Raw genomic sequence first — 19,268 nt, forward strand, 5'->3', positions numbered from 1 at the left:
TTAATGAAAGTTTTCTAAAAATGTAAACATCATAATATTAGATATCCAAATTTAATTTCATTGCAATTCTTTTTCTCTAACTTTGAGTTTACTTTTTAGCTTATGTAACATTAATGGAAAAAGAACCTACACTAAAAGATCTTTTGAAGGATAAGAATAATAGCTTTGAACTGCTTTATAAAAATTATAAAGATGATTTCATTGCCTTTGGTAGAAAGTTCTCATTAAAAGAAAATGAAATAATAGATATTTATCAAGAGAGTTTTTTAACACTTTATGAAAATCTATTGAATGGAAAAATATCAGAATTTACAAGTAGTATAAAAACCTACTTATTTAGCATAGGGAAGTTTAAAATATATGAATACCTGAGAGCTAACTCTAAATTAAAAATTATAGATACTCCAATTAATGAGGAGATTACACTTGATGATTTAACTTTAGAAAATGAACTATTATCAGAAAGAGAACAGCTAATAAAAGCTAATTTCAAAAAATTAGGAAAGAAGTGTCAACGTATTTTAGAACTTTTTTATTTCAAAGGAAAAACATTAAATGATATTAAAGAAATTGAAAACTACGACAACACAGATGTCGTAAAAAGCTTAAAGTCGAGATGTTTAAGAACACTAAAACAACTCGTAAATGCATAGATATGAAAAGAGAAGAATTTATAGCACACTATTTCGATGGTACTCTCAATACCAAACAAAAAGCCTTGTTTATTGAATTAATGACAAATGATAATGAATTTAAAAAGCAAGTTGAATTTGAAGAACAGACGAAAACCGCTATTATTTCTGTAAAAAAAGACGAGCTTAAACAAAAGCTAGAACTATTAGAATCACCTAAAAAACAGTTTAAATTTTATGCTATTGCAATTGCAGCATCATTAATTATTGCATTAGGCATTTTTAGCTTGCTACAACCATCAAACCGCGTTACTAATGAGCAACTATTTGCTAATTATTTTGAGCCTTACCCAAATATCATTTCGCCAGCATCTCGAGGCAACCAAACTAAAAATGCCAAAATTGAGGCTTTTAACTATTACGATGCTAAAAACTATAATCTAGCCTCTCAAAAATTTGAGGCATTGTATAAATCTACCAACACGCCTTATTATTTATTTTATCATGCCATTTGTCAATTACAATTAGGCAAAACCGACAGTGCAATTACTCTTCTTAAAAAACGAGAAGGTGTTACAGATAAATTGAAAATGCATACTAATTGGTATTTGGCCTTAGCTTATTTAAAAACGAATAATACAACAGAGGCTAAAATTTTACTACAAATTATAAGCGCAGAAAACTCGTTTAAACACAAGGCTGCCAAAGATATTCTTAAAAAAATAAAATAAATAAGTTTACTTTTTATCATCATTGTCATTAATAAGAAACCAACAACTTATTAATGCTACATTATATGAAAAAACCACTACTTATTCTAAACCTCAATTTTTCAAAAGTGTAAAAACTGACTCTTCAAAGTATGTAATTACATCGCAACTGCTTTGAGCATTCAATAAAGATTAAAACCTCCTATTTTTTTTTAAAATCAATTTATTATGAAACACTTATACATCCTAATATTTTCAAATGTACTTTTCATTATATCCATAAATGCACAAGCTAGTTTTTTCAAGACTGTAAGTACCACAAGTGAAACTAACCGCACAGTAAGTCCTGGAATAGAATTTAACGGATATCATTATTTTACTGCAGCCACCTCAACATACTTAATGCGTACAACACTTTGGAAAACAAATGGCACAGCAACTGAGACCATAGATTTCATTGATAATGAAGATGACATTTACAGTGCTCAAGCAATGTTTGTGTTTAACAATGAACTCTATTATTTAATAAATGAACTCGGTATTTCTAAAATCTTAAAAACAGACGGAACTACAAGCGTCACATTCTTAGAAGCAACAAATGAATCTCCATATTTAGCTATAGAGAATAGAACAATGGCTGTACTAAATACTAATTTTATTTTTAGTCATGGCTCACAAGCAACAGGCTACGAATTATATATTAGCGATGGAACACCGAACAACCATACTATGGTTAAGGATATTAATCCAGGCTCAAATTCTAGCGCTCCAATTTACTTCTCTAAAATAGCTAATAACAAAGTAGTGTTTATAGCCAACGATGGCAGTAATGGCAAGGAAATTTGGGTAACAGATGGCACAACTACTGGCACTAATTTAGTTAAAGACATCAATCCTAACGGTAATGCCTCTATAAACGGGTTAACAAGCTTCAATGGTAAAGCTTATTTTCAATTAGGAAATGATATTTGGGAAACCGACGGAACAGAAGAAGGTACTATAATCTTCCTCAACCTTAGAGGCCATGATAATTCTGAAACGCCTTTTCATATTTATAAAGATCATATGTATTTTACAGCTTACGATGCTTCATTTAACAAAGTAGATCTTTGGAAAACAGATGGAACTACAGCTGGAAGCACAATTTTAGTTAGCAATCTTAATTATGCTGATGTATTTAAAGGCACAAACGACATCTTATTTTTTGCTGCTCAAGATGATACACATGGTTATGAACTCTGGCGTACTGACGGAACTGTTAGCGGTACACACTTAACAAGAGATATCGTTCCAGGAATAGAAGATGGATTACTATCTAACTTATCTGAAAATGACCTGGGAAACGGAGGTGATCAACTTTATTTTCAAGCAGTATATTATGACGACGACGGAAATACAGATCCAGATTTACATAGAGAATTATGGACATCTGATGGAACGACAACAGGAACAGTTTTACACACAACTATAAATCAAACCTCAACAGGTAGCTATCCAGAATCATTTTTCAATATTAATGACAAACTCCTTTTTAAAGCAGACGTTACTCCAGAAGGTAATTTTTCAAATCAAGGTCTAAATTTATGGAGTGTAGATACCAACCTGCTATCGGTTTTAGAGCAAGAAAATATTTCAAATAAATTAAAAGTATATCCCAACCCAAGTTCAAACTCTATTGCTATTTCTAATAAAGACAATATTAATGAAGTAGTTATCTTTTCTATGGATGGTAGAGAAATCAAAACTATAAATTCAAATTTTGGATATATTTCTATACACGATTTATCATCTGGCACTTATTTACTGTCTGTAAAACTTAAGGATGGGAAACATAGCACTTTAAAATTTTTAAAGCAGTAATTCACAACTTTAAAGTTTTAGACTTGGCGATTAAGATTTCGGTTTTAATCGCCTTTTTATAATAAGAATGATTATTAATAGTATAGCAGAACAAATAATGCCATAAGTCCACGATAAATTGGTTGGTTCAATAATTGCCGAAGTATCACCTGTTAATATAAAACCTGCCCAATAATAAGGGTGCTTTAAATTGGGGTCTTCAGTATTGTTTAAGTAATGTAGTTTAGCATTTTTAAGGGCTACATTCTTTTGTTGTCCTTGTTTTAAATTCTTATAAAACTCCTTCATTATTAAAGAGGTTTCTTTATCAGGAACTCGCCATAAACTTGTTAAGGTAGCATCACTGCCTGCATATTGAAAAGCTCTAGAGAGGCTTAAAACCCCTTCAACTGGATCTATGTCTCCATAAGCAGTGCTACAGGCGCTCAGTGTAGTAAGGTTAGACGACAATTGTAGGTTATAAATATCTTTAATACTCATATAATCTGTCTCTTCGCTTCCTGAGAATAATAGCATTGCCTCCTCATTAGATTCTGGATTAGCAACGGTAGCATGCATCGCTAAATGCACCAATGTGTAGTCATCAACATGCGCAATAAAATTCCCTTTATTTGCATCTTTACCACTAAATAAACGACCATCAAATAATTGTGTAATAAAATAAGCTTCTTCATAAGCATTTGGTAGCTCATAACTACCAGAACGCTCTACATTAGCTATTACTTTAGAATTACTACTATTTTTACTAGAGTATTTTGGTGCGTAAGCAACAATAGAGATCTTATCTGCTTTTTTATTTCGCTTTGTATCTAAAGCTAAAGATGAATTATAACTTATGGCTTTCTCACTGTTTAAAAAGTCGGAGCCTAATAGAGTTTCAAATGGCAAAAAGTTAAGCTCTTCATGAGGTATAATTTTTATTATAGAATACGGCTCAGAATCATCAAAGACTGGCTTTAAATAAGTCTTAATAGCATTAATTTCATTAAATATCTCATCTTTTGATATTATTGATTTTGTAAAGTTATCAATAAGATTATTCAACGTTTCTCGTTCTCCAAGTTTATAAAATTTAAGTTCTTCATTAGTTATTAAATATGCATAAATTTTGGTCTCTGTTACATAAAATCTTAAAACTGCTGAAGCGCTAACCAAAGAAGAACGATAAGTCTCTAAATCAAAACTCGGTGAGGTGTAAAAAACATATTTTGGATATTTTTCTCTGATTATTGAATTAACACTATCTCTATAATTAACAAATTTTAAATACGTTTCATTTTCAGTTATACTAGTATTGTTTACTTTATTTTGATATTGCTTTGTAATTTTAAAGAGTTTTCTAGTTGCCTTTTCACGTTGATCAATCAATAGTTTTAAATCACTATCTCGATTCATAACTATATCCTTATTTTCATTTTTCTGTAGCATTTCAAGAGATTGATTTCCCTCTAAAATTCTGATAATAACGTTATCATTCTCTAAGGATCTTACTCGAGTGGCTAAAATACCTTCATTTATTTCTTTAAGTAATTTAATCTCATTAGGATTGAAACCTTGATTTAACTTTAGTTTATTTAATAAAATTGCTGCTAAAATATAAAGTTGATTACTCTTAGGTTTTAAATAGTCTAAATTAGATTGAGAATAAGTGTTAAAAATATCTGCCAATTTCATTAAACGTTGAATAGTATTTGAGTCTGCTATAATATTTTTAATATCATCATTGTTAGACAGCGCTTTGTCGAGATTATTAATTTTTAGTTGACTTAAATAAACTTTTAGTAGGCTATCTACTTTTTTGAAATCTTTATCTAAAAGATAATTTTCAATCGTATAAATTTCAGCACTCCTAATATTATGAAGCGAATTTAATTCTATAGCTATCGTCTTAAATTTCTTTAAATAGTAATAAGCACTATCACTCTGTTTTTTGCGATTATAGAATGTGATTAAGCCATCGTAAGCATTCAATGGATTTATATGCGCATCATAGTCTAAATGACTAATTAAATCTATTGCGCTATGAAATATTTGTGGAATTTCAGGATCTTTTGGATTAATATTCTCGTGTAAATATCCTTGAATTTGAAGCGCATTTGCCATATTACCTATAGCCAAAAAGTACTCTTCTGTATTTGGAGGAAACTGCTTTAGAGCTATAGCATATAATCTTTTTAGCTCATCTAGCTCTTTATAAAATTTATCTTTTTCTTTTGATTTAGAAAACAAATATAATTTTCTAAAACTTACAAGAATATCATCAATAATATCTACTGGTACCATATACTTCTCATAAAGGTCTAGGAAAATATGCGCCTTTGGTAAGTCTCCCATTCTGATGTATGTACTTGTCATCATACCTAACAAATCTGCTTTATAGAGATTGTAATTTAGAATATCATCATGCTTTTCTTTGACAAGTTTTTCGGAATATCTTAATATTCTTCTCTGCATATCTCCATCTCCCAAATGGCGCGCACATAATAAGTATGGTGTTTGCATATTTATTTTAGAAAGTAATAGAGATTCCTTTTTCTCTTTAGAAGAATCTTCCTCAAGGCTGTTATCAATAATATTAAAAGCTGGAATAAAAACACTTTCGATAGCTTTATCGCATTGACCAGTGTATAATAATTGATTAATCAGTACACTATAGGTCTCTAGTATCAATTCTATATCTAAGTCATTTTCTGTATTACAAAAAGTTATAAAATCTTCCATGCATTTTATAGCATTGGCATGATCACCAATATCTTCGTAAAATCCCCAAATATCTTTATAAAGTTTGAAAGCATAGGTGATATCTTTCTGCTCCACGTTCTCATAACTTATAAGTATTTTTTCAGCCAATGTCATAATTGAATCTATGGGCAAATTTGATCTTCTTTTAATAAGATATTCATTATACAATTTTTTAGTAAACACGAGATTTGTACTATCCTTCCTATTTCCTTGTTTATAAGTTAAATTTACGGCTATGTTAGTTTTAAAAAACTTTTCACGTTTCTCTGTACTTTTATGACTGTAAAAAGTCATTAAAATGACTAAACAAAATATAAATGAGAATAAGTTCTTTATAAATTTCATAATCTCTATTTGTTAGGTATAATGAATTAAGAATAAAAATAAGTTATGTTTCATATAACTAAAAATTAATTTTATAATCTATTTCTATGTTCAACACACTAATTATTGGCGCTGGTGCAGCAGGTTTATCTTGTGCATTAGTATTAGGCTCTGCAAAAAACAAACCTTTTGCAGAAAACAAACACATTGCAATTATAACCCATCAAAAAACATCGCACTTGCAAAATGCATTATTTAATAATGTTCTTGGATTAAAACCAGGAACTTTAGGTGCAGATATTCTAAATGATGGTTTAGAGCAATTGACTAAATTATATCCTCACGTCAACCAAATTCATAAAGAAAAAGTACTGTCGGTAACTAAGCAAGATGAGCACTTTATTATTGAAACTAATAGAAATAGTTACACTTCTACCATTGTAGTTGTTGCTGTAGGATATACCAGCTTAATGCATATTGATGGTTTAAAACCTTATATAGAACCACATCCTAGAGCTGTATTAGAAAAAGATAGAATCTGGTTAAAAAACACAGACCATCGTATTGATAAAAACTTATATGTTGCTGGTACGTTAGCAGGTTGGCGTAGTCAATTTGCTATAGCTAGCGGAAGTGGAGCGCATGTTGCTACTGATATATTAACACTATGGAATAACGGTAAGCATACTAAAGTGCACGATAAAATATAGGATTTAATCTTGTGTGCTATCTGGATATTCTGTACTAAGTAAAATAACTTCTTGTACCATAATATCTTCCTTATTAATTATTTCTTCAAAAGCATTATCATCAAATAATTGTCGTGCTAATGTCGCCTTTATTATGCGTCTTATTTCGTCGTTATAAGCTACAAAAGTGATATTTGTTCGTTCTCTTTCGTTGACATACTCCTCAAATCTTACAACAATATCGTCACTCACTTCAAAATTATTAATAAAGTCATATTTAGAAACATCTTCATATAAAGCTCTAGCCTTATCTAGTTCTTCAAATACAAAATAACCAAAATGTCCTCGTCTTCTCAGGTAATTAATGGTTTCATTATCAAATAAACGGTCTACAGGTACAAATACGTCTGGTATGATGCCTCCTCCTCCATAAACTACTTTTCCTTTAGGTGTTGTAAATTTCAACGAATCGTCAACCTCAATACTTTCTTCTTCTGCTAATTCACCTGTTCTTAAACGCTTGTAATATTCGTTATAATAATCTTCATTTCCACCGTTTACATAAGGTCTTTGTATAGAGCGACCAGTTGGTGTATAATATCTAGAAACCGTTAATCTAACTGCACTTCCATCACCTAAAGACATTTCGCGCTGTACTAATCCTTTTCCATAAGAACGTCTTCCCACTATTGTTCCCTTATCGTTATCTTGAAGTGCGCCTGCAATTACCTCACTCGCAGATGCCGAATTCTCATTAATAAGAATAAAGATTTCACCGTCTTCAAAATCGCCTCGCCTTGTAGCATACGTACGTTCCTCTCTTCCCTTTTTATCTCTAGTAAACAATATCAATTTATCATCTTCTAAAAATTCGTCTGCAATTTGCTCTGCAATTCCTAAAAAACCACCAGGATTATCTCTAAGGTCTAAAGTTAATTTAGTTGCACCTAAATCTTTAAGTTCTTCTAAGGCATCTTTAAATTCTGTAAATGTAGTTTCTGCAAAACGATTCATTTTAATATACCCTAAGTCGTCAGTAAGCATATAAGCTGCATCTATACTTTTAATTGGTATTTCTTTTCGTTTTATTTCAAACTCAAGCAAATCGTCTTCGCCCTTTCTATAAACCGTTAAGTTCACATAGGTGTTTTTTTTGCCTCTTAGCTTTTCACCAATTAAATCGTAATCAAATTTTTCACCATAAATAGTGTCTCCATTAGCGTACAGAATACGATCGCCACTCATAATACCAGCGCGTTCACTCGGACCTCCTTCCGTAGGTTTTATGACGGCAATGGTATCTTTATACGGATAAAAATTAATTCCTATACCTACAAAATTACCTTTCATATTTTCGGTAATTCGTTCTAAATCTTCTTTAGGTATGTATGATGAATGTGGATCTAAATTGTTCAATATGCCATTCACTGTAACATCAACAATACTATCTGTATTTACCTCTTCTACGTATTCGTAATCTATATAATCAATTAATCTGTTGAGTTTATCTTTTTTGCTATTTGTTGAAAAAAGATTATCTGAAGTATCTGTAAAATTTAATCTTCCACCAATAATAACACCAGCTGCAATAGCAACACCAATAATTAGTGGTATGTATTTGTTTTTTGTAGCCATATTTCCCCTATGATTGGGAATCTTCTTTTAAATCTTCAATAAATTCTAATTCAATGCCCGCTTTTTCAAGAAACTTAATCCCAGAATCATCCTTATAACCTTGATGGTAAACTACTCTTACAATACCTGCTTGATGAATTAATTTACTACATTCTTTACAAGGCGATAATGTAATGTATAACGTAGCTCCTTGACAAGATTGTGTGGACGAAGCTACTTTAAGAATAGCGTTAGCTTCAGCATGTAATACATACCATTTTGTGTATCCTTCGTCGTCTTCGCAATAATTTTCAAAACCTGTTGGTGTACCATTGTAACCATCAGAAATTATCATTCTATCTTTTACAATAAGCGCGCCAACTTGTTTGCGTTTACAATGAGATAATTTTCCCCATTCTTTAGCAATGCGTAAATAAGCTTTATCGTAACGTAATTGTTTAGTGTCTGGCATTAAAAATATTCTTAAAAAAGTACACTTGTAAGGAACGAATATAAACGCTTAGTATTTTATAACCAATTTACTCTCCTTAAATTTTAACCAAACTTTAAGTATTACTGAATAATTCGCTACCAATTATCATAGGAATCACTAAACCTGCCACTACTGAAGAAAGCACCAAAACCCAATCGCGTTTAGAGACTCTAAAGATGGTTTGGCATAAAAAACCTATAAATAAGACAATAAACACTATAATAACTTGGGCTAATTCAATACCAAGTGCAAACTCAACGAGGAGTTCTAATCTATTTTCACTTTTGCCAGAAAACATTTTAAACTCTCTTGCAAAGCCCAATCCATGTATAATACCAAAGAATAATGTTGTAAAAAATAATAAGCCTGCTTTGGTGGATTTTGATTTCTTTCCTGAAGTAAAAATGTTATAAATCGCAGCAGCCAATATGGTTACAGGTATTAAAAATTCAACTAATTTTCCGTTAACACCTACAATACCATAAGCCGCTAAAACTAAAGATAGTGTATGACCTAAAGTAAACATTGAAACAAGTAAAAGTACACGCTTCCAATCTTTAAAAAGGTAAGGTACTGCTAATACCATTAAAAAAAGTACATGGTCGTAACCATTGATATCTAAAACATGGTTCATGCCATATTGAACATTAAACCAAAAATTATCTAACATAATTAATTCTTTGGGATTCCTCAAAGTTACAATTAAAACATAATATGATTTTGTTAAATAAAGTGAATATAATTTGCTTTTTGTCGTTTTCTTTCGGAATATTGTACTTCACAAAGTTCAAATAACTTATTGAGATGTTATCCAGAAAGGCAGAGGGATTAGACCCATTGAAGCCTTAGCAACCCTTAAACTTATTAAGAAGGTGCTAAATTCTACGTAATTAACGATTCATTTATCGTTTAATTGGATAGATAACCAAGCCTAATTACCTCATCATGGTAATTTAATTTCTTATAACATTTTTTTATTTACACGTCTTCATAAAGACGATTTGATTTTGAATTATTTAGTAAAAAATAAAATGAGTTCAAAACACATAGAAACAGAAGCCATAAGAACCCAAATTGAGCGTTCACAATATTTAGAACATTCTAGCCCATTGTATTTAACATCGAGCTACGTTTTTGAAGATGCTGAAGATATGCGCGCATCATTTGCAGACGAAAAAGAACGCAACATATACAGTCGTTACTCTAACCCAAACTCTTCAGAATTTGTAGAAAAAGTTTGTAAAATGGAAGGCGCAGAACGTGGTTATGCATTTGCTTCTGGTATGTCTGCAGTGTTTTCTACTTTTGGAGCTTTGTTAGATTCCGATGATCATATTATTTCATCTCGAAGCATATTTGGTTCTACACAAACCTTATTCAATAACATTTTACCAAAGTGGAAGATTTCAACTAGCTATTTTAAAATTGATGAATTAGATGATATCGAAAGCCTAATTCAACCGAATACCAGAGTCATTTATGCTGAGAGTCCTACAAATCCTGCAGTAGATATTTTAGATTTAGAACGTTTAGGCAACATTGCAAAAAAACACAACCTTTTATTTATTATTGATAATTGTTTTGCAACGCCTTATTTGCAACAACCTATAAAGTTCGGTGCAGATTTGGTAATCCATTCTGCTACAAAATTAATGGATGGACAAGGCAGAGTTTTAGGAGGAGTAACCGTTGGAAGTGCAGAATTAATTCAAAAAATATATTTATTCGCTAGAATCAGCGGACCAGCATTATCACCTTTTAATTCATGGCTGTTATCTAAAAGTTTAGAAACCTTACCTGTTAGAGTCGATAGACATTGTGATAATGCTCTTAAAGTGGCAACGTTTTTAGAAAGTCATGATAACGTGAAACTGGTAAAATATCCATTTCTAAAATCACATCCACAATATGAATTGGCAAAAAAACAAATGAAATTAGGTGGAAGCATAGTGGCCTTTGAAATTAAAGGCGGCATTGAAGCCGGAAGACAATTTCTAAATTCTATTAAGCTATTATCGCTTTCTGCAAATTTAGGAGATACAAGAACTATAGTGACACATCCTGCATCAACAACACATGCTAAAATACCAGAAGATATCCGTTTAGAAACAGGAATCACAGCTGGCTTAATTAGAATTTCAGTTGGCTTAGAACATCCTGAAGACATTATTAACGATTTAAAACAAGCATTAAACTAATGGCAAATATTAAAGACGAATTACAAAAGCGAATCTTAGTTCTCGATGGTGCCATGGGAACAATGCTTCAGCAATATAGCTTCTCTGAAGTAGATTTTAGAGGCGAACGCTTTAAAGATTACCCATCGCCTTTGCAAGGGAACAATGATTTATTATCCATAACGCAACCCGAAGCTATAGCAACAATTCATGCTAAATATTTTGAAGCTGGAGCTGATATCGTTGAAACCAATACCTTCTCTGGGACTACCATTGCCATGGCTGATTACGACATGGAAGATTTAGTGTATGAGTTGAATTTTGAATCTGCTAAAATCGCGAGAGAAGTTGCTGATAAATTCACAAAAGAGAATCCTGAAAAACCACGTTTTGTAGCTGGAAGTATTGGACCAACAAACCGAACAGCAAGTTTATCACCAGACGTTAACCGACCAGAATATAGAGCTATAACCTTTAACGAATTACGCGTTGCTTACAAACAACAAGTAGAAGCTCTAATTGATGGCGGTGTTGATATGCTTTTGGTTGAAACTATTTTTGATACGCTTAATGCTAAAGCTGCTTTATTTGCGATTGAAGAAGTCAAAGAGGAACGTCATATTGATATTCCAATTATGGTTTCTGGGACGATTACTGATGCTTCTGGTAGAACCTTATCTGGGCAAACCGTTGAGGCATTTTTAACCTCAGTATCTCATATTCCGCTATTAAGTGTGGGCTTTAATTGTGCACTTGGCGCGCAACAATTAAAGCCATATTTACAACGCTTATCAGACGAAACTGAGTTTTTCACTTCAGCACATCCCAACGCAGGTTTACCAAACGCTTTTGGAGAATATGATGAAACACCAGAACAAATGCAAAGCTATATTGAAGACTACTTAAAAGATAATCTTATCAATATCATTGGCGGCTGCTGTGGCACTAGTCCTGAGCATATAAAAGCGATTGCTGATGTAGCTCAGAAATATAAACCGAGAAAACTTGTCATTCCTGCATAAGCAGGAATCCACTTTGAAAAGACTCACATGACTCAAAATAAAAAATACCTAACACTTTCTGGTCTTGAACCTCTGGTTGTGACGCCAGAATCAAACTTCATTAATGTAGGTGAACGTACCAACGTCACTGGTTCGCGTAAATTTCTTCGACTAATAAAAGAAGAAAAATACGACGAAGCCTTAGAAGTTGCACGAGACCAAGTAGATGGAGGCGCACAAATTCTAGATGTAAACATGGATGAAGGGATGTTAGATGGTGTTTATGCCATGACAACCTTTTTAAATCTCATTGCATCAGAACCCGATATTTCTCGAATTCCGTTGATGATTGACAGTTCTAAATGGGAAATTATAGAAGCTGGCTTGCAAGTGGCGCAAGGTAAATGTGTCGTTAATTCTATCAGTTTAAAAGAAGGCGAAACGCTATTTAAGCATCACGCTAAACTGATAAAACGTTATGGCGCTGCTGTTGTGGTTATGGCTTTTGATGAAGATGGCCAAGCTGATAATTACCAGAGACGTATTGAAATTTGTAAACGTTCGTATCACATTTTAGTCAACGAACTAAAATTTCCTGCTCAGGACATCATTTTTGACCCAAATATTTTTCCGGTTGCTACAGGTATGGACGAGCATCGCAGAAATGCGCTCGACTTTTTTGAAGCTACCAAATGGATTCGTGAAAACTTACCACATGCCAACGTTTCTGGAGGTGTGAGTAATGTATCTTTTTCATTCAGAGGAAATAATGTGGTACGCGAAGCGATGCATTCCGCATTTTTATATCACGCAATTAAAAACGGCATGAACTTAGGGATTGTAAACCCAACGATGCTTGAAGTTTATGATGAAATTGATAAAGATTTATTAGAACGCGTAGAAGATGTTCTCTTTGATAGACGCGATGATGCTACTGAGCGTTTATTAGATTTTGCCGAATCTGTAAAAGGTCAGAAAAAAGAGCAAGACCATAAAGTACAAGAATGGAGAAGCGACCCTTTACAAGATAGAATTACACACGCTTTAGTAAAAGGAATTGATGCTTTTATTTTGGAAGATGTAGAAGAAGCACGTTTAGCTTCAAAGAAACCTATTGAAGTCATCGAAGGGCATTTAATGATTGGTATGAATGTGGTTGGCGATTTATTTGGAAGTGGTAAAATGTTCTTACCGCAAGTGGTAAAATCGGCAAGAGTAATGAAAAAAGCCGTGGCTTATTTGCAACCTTTTATTGAAGCTGAAAAAGATGGTAAACAAGAATTCGCAGGTAAAATACTAATGGCAACCGTAAAAGGCGATGTGCATGATATTGGAAAGAATATCGTGAGCGTAGTTTTAGGTTGTAATAATTATGAAATTATTGATCTTGGCGTGATGGTGCCACCAGAAAAAATTATTGAAACAGCTATAAAAGAAAACGTGGATATCATTGGGTTGAGTGGTTTAATTACACCTTCGCTTGATGAAATGGTTTATGTGTCTAAATCACTAGAGAAACAGAATGTAAAAATCCCATTAATTATTGGTGGCGCAACAACCTCTAGAGCACATTCCGCTGTGAAAATCGCACCACATTACAACAATACTGTGGTTCATATTAATGATGCATCAAGAGCGGTAACCGTTGTTGGAGATTTACTTAAGGAAGACAGTAAAATCTATAAAAATCAAATTAGAGAAGAGTATGATGCCTTCCGAGAGCAATTCTTAAAACGTACCAAGAAAAAGGATTATTTAACGATTGCTGATGCTCGTAAAAACAAATTCAAAATTGATTGGAATACTTCTGAAATTGTAAAACCTGAACAATTAGGGATTCAAATTATAGAAGATTTCGATATTAATAAACTTGAAGAGTTTATTGATTGGTCACCACTTTTTAGAAGTTGGGATTTACATGGTAAATATCCAGCCATTCTAACAGATGATATCGTTGGGGAACAAGCCACAGAATTATTCGCAGATGCACAAGTGTTATTGAAACGTATTTTTGATGAAAAACTGCTTAAAGCCAAAGCAATTTTTGGGCTTTTTGAAGCCAATACTGTAAATGATGATGATATTGAGATTTCATCTGTCAGTTCGAGCGCAGTCGAGAACAAAGAACAAACCTATAAATTCTTAACCCTTCGTCAACAATCCAAAAAATCAGAAGGCAAACCCAATATTGCTCTAGCTGATTTTATTGCACCAAAAACAACCAACAAACAAGATTATATGGGCTGTTTTTGTGTCTCTACAGGTTTTGGAACCGCAGAATTAGCAGCACAATTTGAAGCAGAACACGATGATTATAATTCCATTATGATAAAAGCTTTAGCGGATAGATTAGCCGAAGCCTTTGCCGAATATTTACACAAGGAAGTAAGAATAAAACATTGGAATTATGCCAACAACGAAAACCTTTCTAACGATGAATTAATTAAAGAAAGCTATAAAGGTATTCGCCCAGCACCAGGTTATCCTGCTTGTCCAGACCATTTAGAAAAGAAAACCATTTGGGATATTCTAAAAGTTGAAGAAAACATTGGCGTAAAACTTACAGAGAGTTTAGCCATGTGGCCAGCGGCAAGTGTTAGTGGTTACTATTTTGGTAATCCTGAAGCTCGATATTTTGGTTTAGGAAAAATTAAAGAAGACCAAATTGAAGATTATAGTAAACGCAGAGAGATCTCGAATGAAGAGGCAACAAAATGGTTGAGTCCTAATATTGCGGATTAACTGTCATTCCTGTGAAAACAGGAATCTACCGATAAATATATTATTAATTAAAAAGATTCCCACTTTCGTGGGAAGTAAACATGAAAGTAACAGACCACATAAAAAATGCTAACGGAAAAACCTTATTTTCTTTTGAAATAATTCCACCTAGAAAAGGAAATAGCATACAACAACTCTATAATAACATTGATCCATTAATGGAATTCAATCCACCTTTTATAGATGTGACAACTTCGAGAGAAGAATACCTTTATATTGAAAAACAAGGGCTTTTAGATCGTAAAATTACGCGTATGCGTCCAGGAACTGTTGGTATTTGTGCAGCAATAAAACACAAGTACGATGTAGATACGGTTCCACATGTACTCTGTGGTGGCTTTACAAAAGAAGAAACAGAATACTTGTTGGTAGATTGCCATTATTTAGGCTTAAATAATGTAATGGCTTTACGAGGCGATGCTATGAAACATGAACAATATTTTAAAGCTTGCGATGGTGGTCATCAATTTGCAAAAGGCTTGGTTAGTCAGATTCAAAATCTTAATAAAGGTCAATATTTACACGATGTTCTTGAAGCCGATGATAAGTCTGATTTTTGTATTGGTGTTGCTGGTTACCCAGAAAAACATTTAGAAGCACCTTCATTAAAAACAGATTTAAAACGTCTTAAAGAAAAAGTAGATGCAGGAGCAGATTACGTAGTAACCCAAATGTTTTTTGACAATAAAAAATACTTCGAATTTGTAAAAGCTGCAAAAGCCGAAGGGATTAATGTTCCTATAATTCCAGGTATAAAACCTTTAGCTGTAAAACGCCATTTACAACTATTACCACAAGTGTTCAAAATTGATTTACCAGAAGATTTAATTGATGCTGTAGACGATTGTAAAACCAATCTAGACGTGAGACAAGTTGGCGTTGAATGGGCAATACAACAATCGAAAGAATTACAAGAAGCTGGTGTACCTGTGCTTCATTATTACTCTATGGGAAAAAGTGATAACGTAAAGGCTATTGCTTCGGAATTATTTTAATATTAGGCTTTTTTCTTAGTTACAACATTTAAGGTTAAACCTGTAACTATTAATAATACGCCTACAATACTCCAGATGGTGTACACTTCTTTAAACCAAATGAGTCCTATAATTATTGTGAAGATCACTTCGAGATATTTTAAAGGTGCTACTTGGTTTGTTTCTCCAGCTTGTAAAGCTTTGGTCATGTACAACTGTGCAAAATAGCCAAAAACGCCAAGACTCATTAGAATAAGCCATTCTTTACCTACAGGCGTTATCCAATTATTAATTGATAATAAGCCACCAATTACTGCAGAGATTATCATAAAATAATTCACGATTACCACAGGATGATCTGCATTACCTATTTTACGAATAAAGATGTAAACAAATCCCGCAAATAAAGCTGAAGTTAACGCTAATAATACACCAACAATTTCTATATCTGAATCATCAAAACCTTTTAAAATTAAAACACCTGCAAAAGCGATTGTAAAAAAGAGCCACTGAATAGGTTTAATCTTTTCTTTTAAAATAAATAACGCAAAAACAGTCGCAAAAATTGGAGCTATATATCGTAGGGAAACTGCTGTTCCCATTGCGATGTATTTTATAGACATAAAAAACAAGGTCATAGAAATGAGCCCAACAAGGCTCCGCATAATCATTAAACCTCTTTTATTTCCTAGTAATGAAATCTTATTTTTCAGCAAGAAAGGAATTGTAAAAAACAAAGAGCCTAACGCTCTAAAAAATACAATTTGATATACGCTAAAATCTTTCAGTGATTTTACAAATACATTTAATAATGTAAATGCGAGTGCACTTATTACCATGTATTGAATTGCTTTTTTCAGAATATAAATTTTTGAGGATTATGATTAATTTCTTAGAGACAACAATTTAAATAAAAAAAGGTAACTCAATTAATTAAGTTACCTTTTTTAAAAAATCAAAAATTCTAATTACTCAATTACAATTCGTTTAGTCACTGATTTAGAACCAGCGTTAACTTTTAATAAATATACACCAGAAGCCATCTCTGAAACATTTATTGAATCATTTACTAAACTTGAAGTCGAAAGTACTTTTGAACCAAGAATATTATATAATTCAACAGAATCAATTTGAGTTTGATCTCCTGATTTAATTGTTAAGTTTGATGTTGCAGGATTAGGATATACCTTTAAGCTAGAAGAAAAGAAATCTTGTGTTGAAAGTGCAGTTGTATTCACTAATTGCAAGTTGTCCATTCTAACTTCAGAATCTCCATTCATCCAACCTTTATCTTTACTAGAATCTCCATGAGTAGCTGCATCATATACACCAACGGCTCTTACAAATAAAGCAATACTTGTTTCCGTTCCTGTATTAAAAGTAACTTGTGCAATATCATTTGCATCCGTATTTCCTGGAGGTACTGATGTTGAATACGCTAATTGATTTGCAGTATTCTCAACAGATGCTACGGTTTCATATCCAAACCCATCTTGTGCAGCAGTTGCTGGCAGATCATAAGCTGGTGTGTAACCATCTATGTACGCGCTTCCTTTCAATACAATCACTTCAATATAAAGTGTTGTAGTTGGGTCAATTTTATAAGTGTACTCTAAATCTAAAGTATAATCACTTCCTGCTACAACTTCAACTTCTTGATAAATTCCGTCAGACTCAAAGTCATCTAGTTTTACTACGTCGTTTCCACTTAAGGTAGAAGATTCACCCTGGTCTGCTATATCTTTATTGATCCATCCTGCACATGCACAATCTGAACCAGAAGACTTTGGTATATTATCAAACACAGCATTGTGGACTGTAGGCTGTACTTGAGCAAAGCCAAAAGCACAAATTAAAAAGGATAAAGTAAAAAGTAGTTTTGTTTTCATAATTGTTGTTTTAATTTATTAGTTTTAGTTTGAAATCTATTAAATTAAGGCTTGTTAGTCACCTTAACCCCAATTGGTTTACCAAATTGGTAAACCAAATATAATAAAAAATCATAAGCGATAACGTTTTCGATTGTAGAATTCTTAATAAATGTATTTATTTTAACATAGAGCAGTAATTATTTATAGGGAGTTTTATTTATTACGCATATAATTAACAAATAAATAGATTCAATTCAGCACTGTGTAATATGTACATCAAAAAAATATCTCTACATTATAATTTAGTTTACTCATTAAAAGACAGTGTAATGAATTCAAGAATAATTCTGATTATGATAATTTTTAATTTCATGAATTTAGTTAGAGCACAAGTTGTATTGAGTGCGGATGGACCTGGCTCTACCTATGAAATTATTAATAATGTTTTCGCACCTGGATATAATGCCGTAGAAGTTCCTGATTGTGAACACACTAATTTTGGTAGACATATTGATGAGATATTTGACACTGAATTAAATACAAACGTATTTCGATTTATAGCACACAAAACACCAGATAATGACAGATGTATTAACTTTGATCGACAACGAACCGAAATTAAGACGTATAGTTCTTCTCCTGATAATTTAAAAGCCATAGAAGGTGAAACGGTAGAATACAAATGGAAATTTAAATTAGATATTAATTTTCAGCCTTCTTCGAGTTTTACACACTTGCATCAAATTAAATCAGTGGATGGTGCATATGCATCTATTCCACTTATTACACTTACAGCTCGTAAAGCTAATCCTGATAGAATAGAACTTCGTTATTCAACAACAAATAGCCAAAGTACTATAGTAACGGTAGAATTAGATAATTTTAGAGGGCATTGGATAGAAGTTACGGAGCAAATAACCTATGGCAACAATGGAAGATATGCTATTGATGTTGTCCGTATTTCAGATAATTCTAATCTATTAAGTTATAATAATACGTCAATGGATACTTGGCAAGATGGTGCATCATTTGCAAGACCAAAATGGGGCATCTATAGGAGTCTAAATAATAGTAATGATCTCAGAGACGAAAATGTACTTTTTAATGATTTTAGTATTGAAGAAATTGATCTCCTATCTAACCCAAATGTTGAATTGGAAAATACTGAATTGCAATTAGTGCCTAATCCATCTCAAAATAGTGTCACAATAAAAAAATTAGAAATTAATTACTTTGATACTATCCAAATGTTTGATAATACAGGGAAAGAAATTGAACTAACCTATCGTTTAAAAAATGAAGTCATAGATCTGTCTGGTTTAGAAACAGGAATATATTTCATTTGCCTATCTCGAAATAACGATGGGTCTAAAATTTTAAAGTGTATAGTTGAATAAATG

At 32.3% G+C, this 19,268-nt stretch carries 15 protein-coding genes and 1 riboswitch; of the genes, 9 read left to right on the top strand and 6 right to left on the bottom strand.

Going from position 1 to position 19,268, the window contains the following annotated elements; all coding sequences use genetic code 11:
• The first annotated feature begins 113 nt into the window (after positions 1-113).
• The 3 genes from ACJBCC_RS02710 to ACJBCC_RS02720 all read left to right on the top strand — a co-directional run bounded on the left by ACJBCC_RS02710 (position 114) and on the right by ACJBCC_RS02720 (position 3,202).
• A complete protein-coding gene (locus ACJBCC_RS02710) occupies positions 114-653 on the top strand; it encodes an RNA polymerase sigma factor (protein WP_299098512.1) in 540 nt (179 codons plus the stop codon).
• A 2-nt stretch (positions 654-655) separates the two neighbouring features.
• Positions 656-1,363, top strand: a complete 708-nt coding sequence (locus ACJBCC_RS02715; RefSeq protein ID WP_299098511.1) for a tol-pal system YbgF family protein — start codon at positions 656-658, stop codon at positions 1,361-1,363.
• Positions 1,364-1,570: 207 nt separating this feature from the next.
• Positions 1,571-3,202 (top strand): T9SS type A sorting domain-containing protein, encoded by a 1,632-nt coding sequence (locus tag ACJBCC_RS02720; protein WP_299098510.1) that lies wholly within the window; start codon positions 1,571-1,573, stop codon positions 3,200-3,202.
• Positions 3,203-3,232: 30 nt separating this feature from the next.
• Here ACJBCC_RS02720 and ACJBCC_RS02725 read toward each other — a convergent pair whose 3' ends face one another.
• Positions 3,233-6,289: a CHAT domain-containing protein gene (locus ACJBCC_RS02725; protein ID WP_299098509.1), complete on the bottom strand. Its 3,057-nt coding sequence runs from the start codon at positions 6,287-6,289 to the stop codon at positions 3,233-3,235.
• 86 nt (positions 6,290-6,375) lie between these two features.
• Here ACJBCC_RS02725 and ACJBCC_RS02730 point away from each other — a divergent pair, with 86 nt between their 5' ends.
• On the top strand, positions 6,376-6,978 hold the full coding sequence (locus ACJBCC_RS02730) for an FAD-dependent oxidoreductase (RefSeq protein ID WP_299098508.1): 603 nt from the start codon (positions 6,376-6,378) through the stop codon (positions 6,976-6,978).
• A 3-nt stretch (positions 6,979-6,981) separates the two neighbouring features.
• Here ACJBCC_RS02730 and ACJBCC_RS02735 read toward each other — a convergent pair whose 3' ends face one another.
• From ACJBCC_RS02735 to ACJBCC_RS02745, 3 genes are all read right to left on the bottom strand, one after another.
• Positions 6,982-8,592, bottom strand: coding sequence for a S41 family peptidase (locus ACJBCC_RS02735; protein WP_299098507.1), 1,611 nt, complete (start codon positions 8,590-8,592; stop codon positions 6,982-6,984).
• 7 nt (positions 8,593-8,599) lie between these two features.
• Positions 8,600-9,043, bottom strand: a complete 444-nt coding sequence (locus ACJBCC_RS02740) for a dCMP deaminase family protein (RefSeq protein ID WP_299098506.1) — start codon at positions 9,041-9,043, stop codon at positions 8,600-8,602.
• A 94-nt stretch (positions 9,044-9,137) separates the two neighbouring features.
• Positions 9,138-9,734, bottom strand: coding sequence for a HupE/UreJ family protein (locus ACJBCC_RS02745; protein ID WP_299098505.1), 597 nt, complete (start codon positions 9,732-9,734; stop codon positions 9,138-9,140).
• A gap of 134 nt (positions 9,735-9,868) precedes the next feature.
• Positions 9,869-9,992: riboswitch (SAM riboswitch) on the top strand.
• A gap of 103 nt (positions 9,993-10,095) precedes the next feature.
• Between ACJBCC_RS02745 and ACJBCC_RS02750 the strand changes: the two genes are divergently transcribed.
• The 4 genes from ACJBCC_RS02750 (at position 10,096) to metF (ending at position 16,018) form a co-directional block, all read left to right on the top strand.
• On the top strand, positions 10,096-11,262 hold the full coding sequence (locus tag ACJBCC_RS02750) for a trans-sulfuration enzyme family protein (RefSeq protein ID WP_407556328.1): 1,167 nt from the start codon (positions 10,096-10,098) through the stop codon (positions 11,260-11,262).
• Positions 11,262-12,263 carry a homocysteine S-methyltransferase family protein gene (locus ACJBCC_RS02755; protein ID WP_299098503.1) on the top strand — a complete coding sequence of 334 codons (1,002 nt, stop codon included), beginning with the start codon at positions 11,262-11,264 and terminating at the stop codon, positions 12,261-12,263. The genes ACJBCC_RS02750 and ACJBCC_RS02755 overlap by 1 nt, the downstream gene beginning before the upstream one ends.
• 27 nt (positions 12,264-12,290) lie before the next feature.
• Positions 12,291-14,984 (top strand): methionine synthase, encoded by a 2,694-nt coding sequence (metH, locus tag ACJBCC_RS02760; RefSeq protein ID WP_407556329.1) that lies wholly within the window; start codon positions 12,291-12,293, stop codon positions 14,982-14,984.
• Between the two features lie 80 nt (positions 14,985-15,064).
• Positions 15,065-16,018, top strand: coding sequence for a methylenetetrahydrofolate reductase [NAD(P)H] (gene metF / locus ACJBCC_RS02765; protein WP_299098501.1), 954 nt, complete (start codon positions 15,065-15,067; stop codon positions 16,016-16,018).
• Positions 16,019-16,020: 2 nt separating this feature from the next.
• Here the strand turns inward: metF and ACJBCC_RS02770 are convergent, their stop codons facing one another.
• Both ACJBCC_RS02770 and ACJBCC_RS02775 read right to left on the bottom strand, forming a co-directional pair.
• Positions 16,021-16,860 carry a DMT family transporter gene (locus tag ACJBCC_RS02770; protein ID WP_367179555.1) on the bottom strand — a complete coding sequence of 280 codons (840 nt, stop codon included), beginning with the start codon at positions 16,858-16,860 and terminating at the stop codon, positions 16,021-16,023.
• A gap of 105 nt (positions 16,861-16,965) precedes the next feature.
• Positions 16,966-17,886, bottom strand: a complete 921-nt coding sequence (locus tag ACJBCC_RS02775; protein WP_299098499.1) for a T9SS type A sorting domain-containing protein — start codon at positions 17,884-17,886, stop codon at positions 16,966-16,968.
• 353 nt (positions 17,887-18,239) lie between these two features.
• Between ACJBCC_RS02775 and ACJBCC_RS02780 the strand changes: the two genes are divergently transcribed.
• Complete coding sequence (locus ACJBCC_RS02780; RefSeq protein WP_407556330.1) at positions 18,240-19,265, top strand: T9SS type A sorting domain-containing protein; 1,026 nt, start codon at positions 18,240-18,242, stop codon at positions 19,263-19,265.
• Positions 19,266-19,268: the final 3 nt, after the last annotated feature.

This window comes from Winogradskyella sp. 4-2091, assembly GCF_045765065.1.
Classification (GTDB): domain Bacteria; phylum Bacteroidota; class Bacteroidia; order Flavobacteriales; family Flavobacteriaceae; genus Winogradskyella.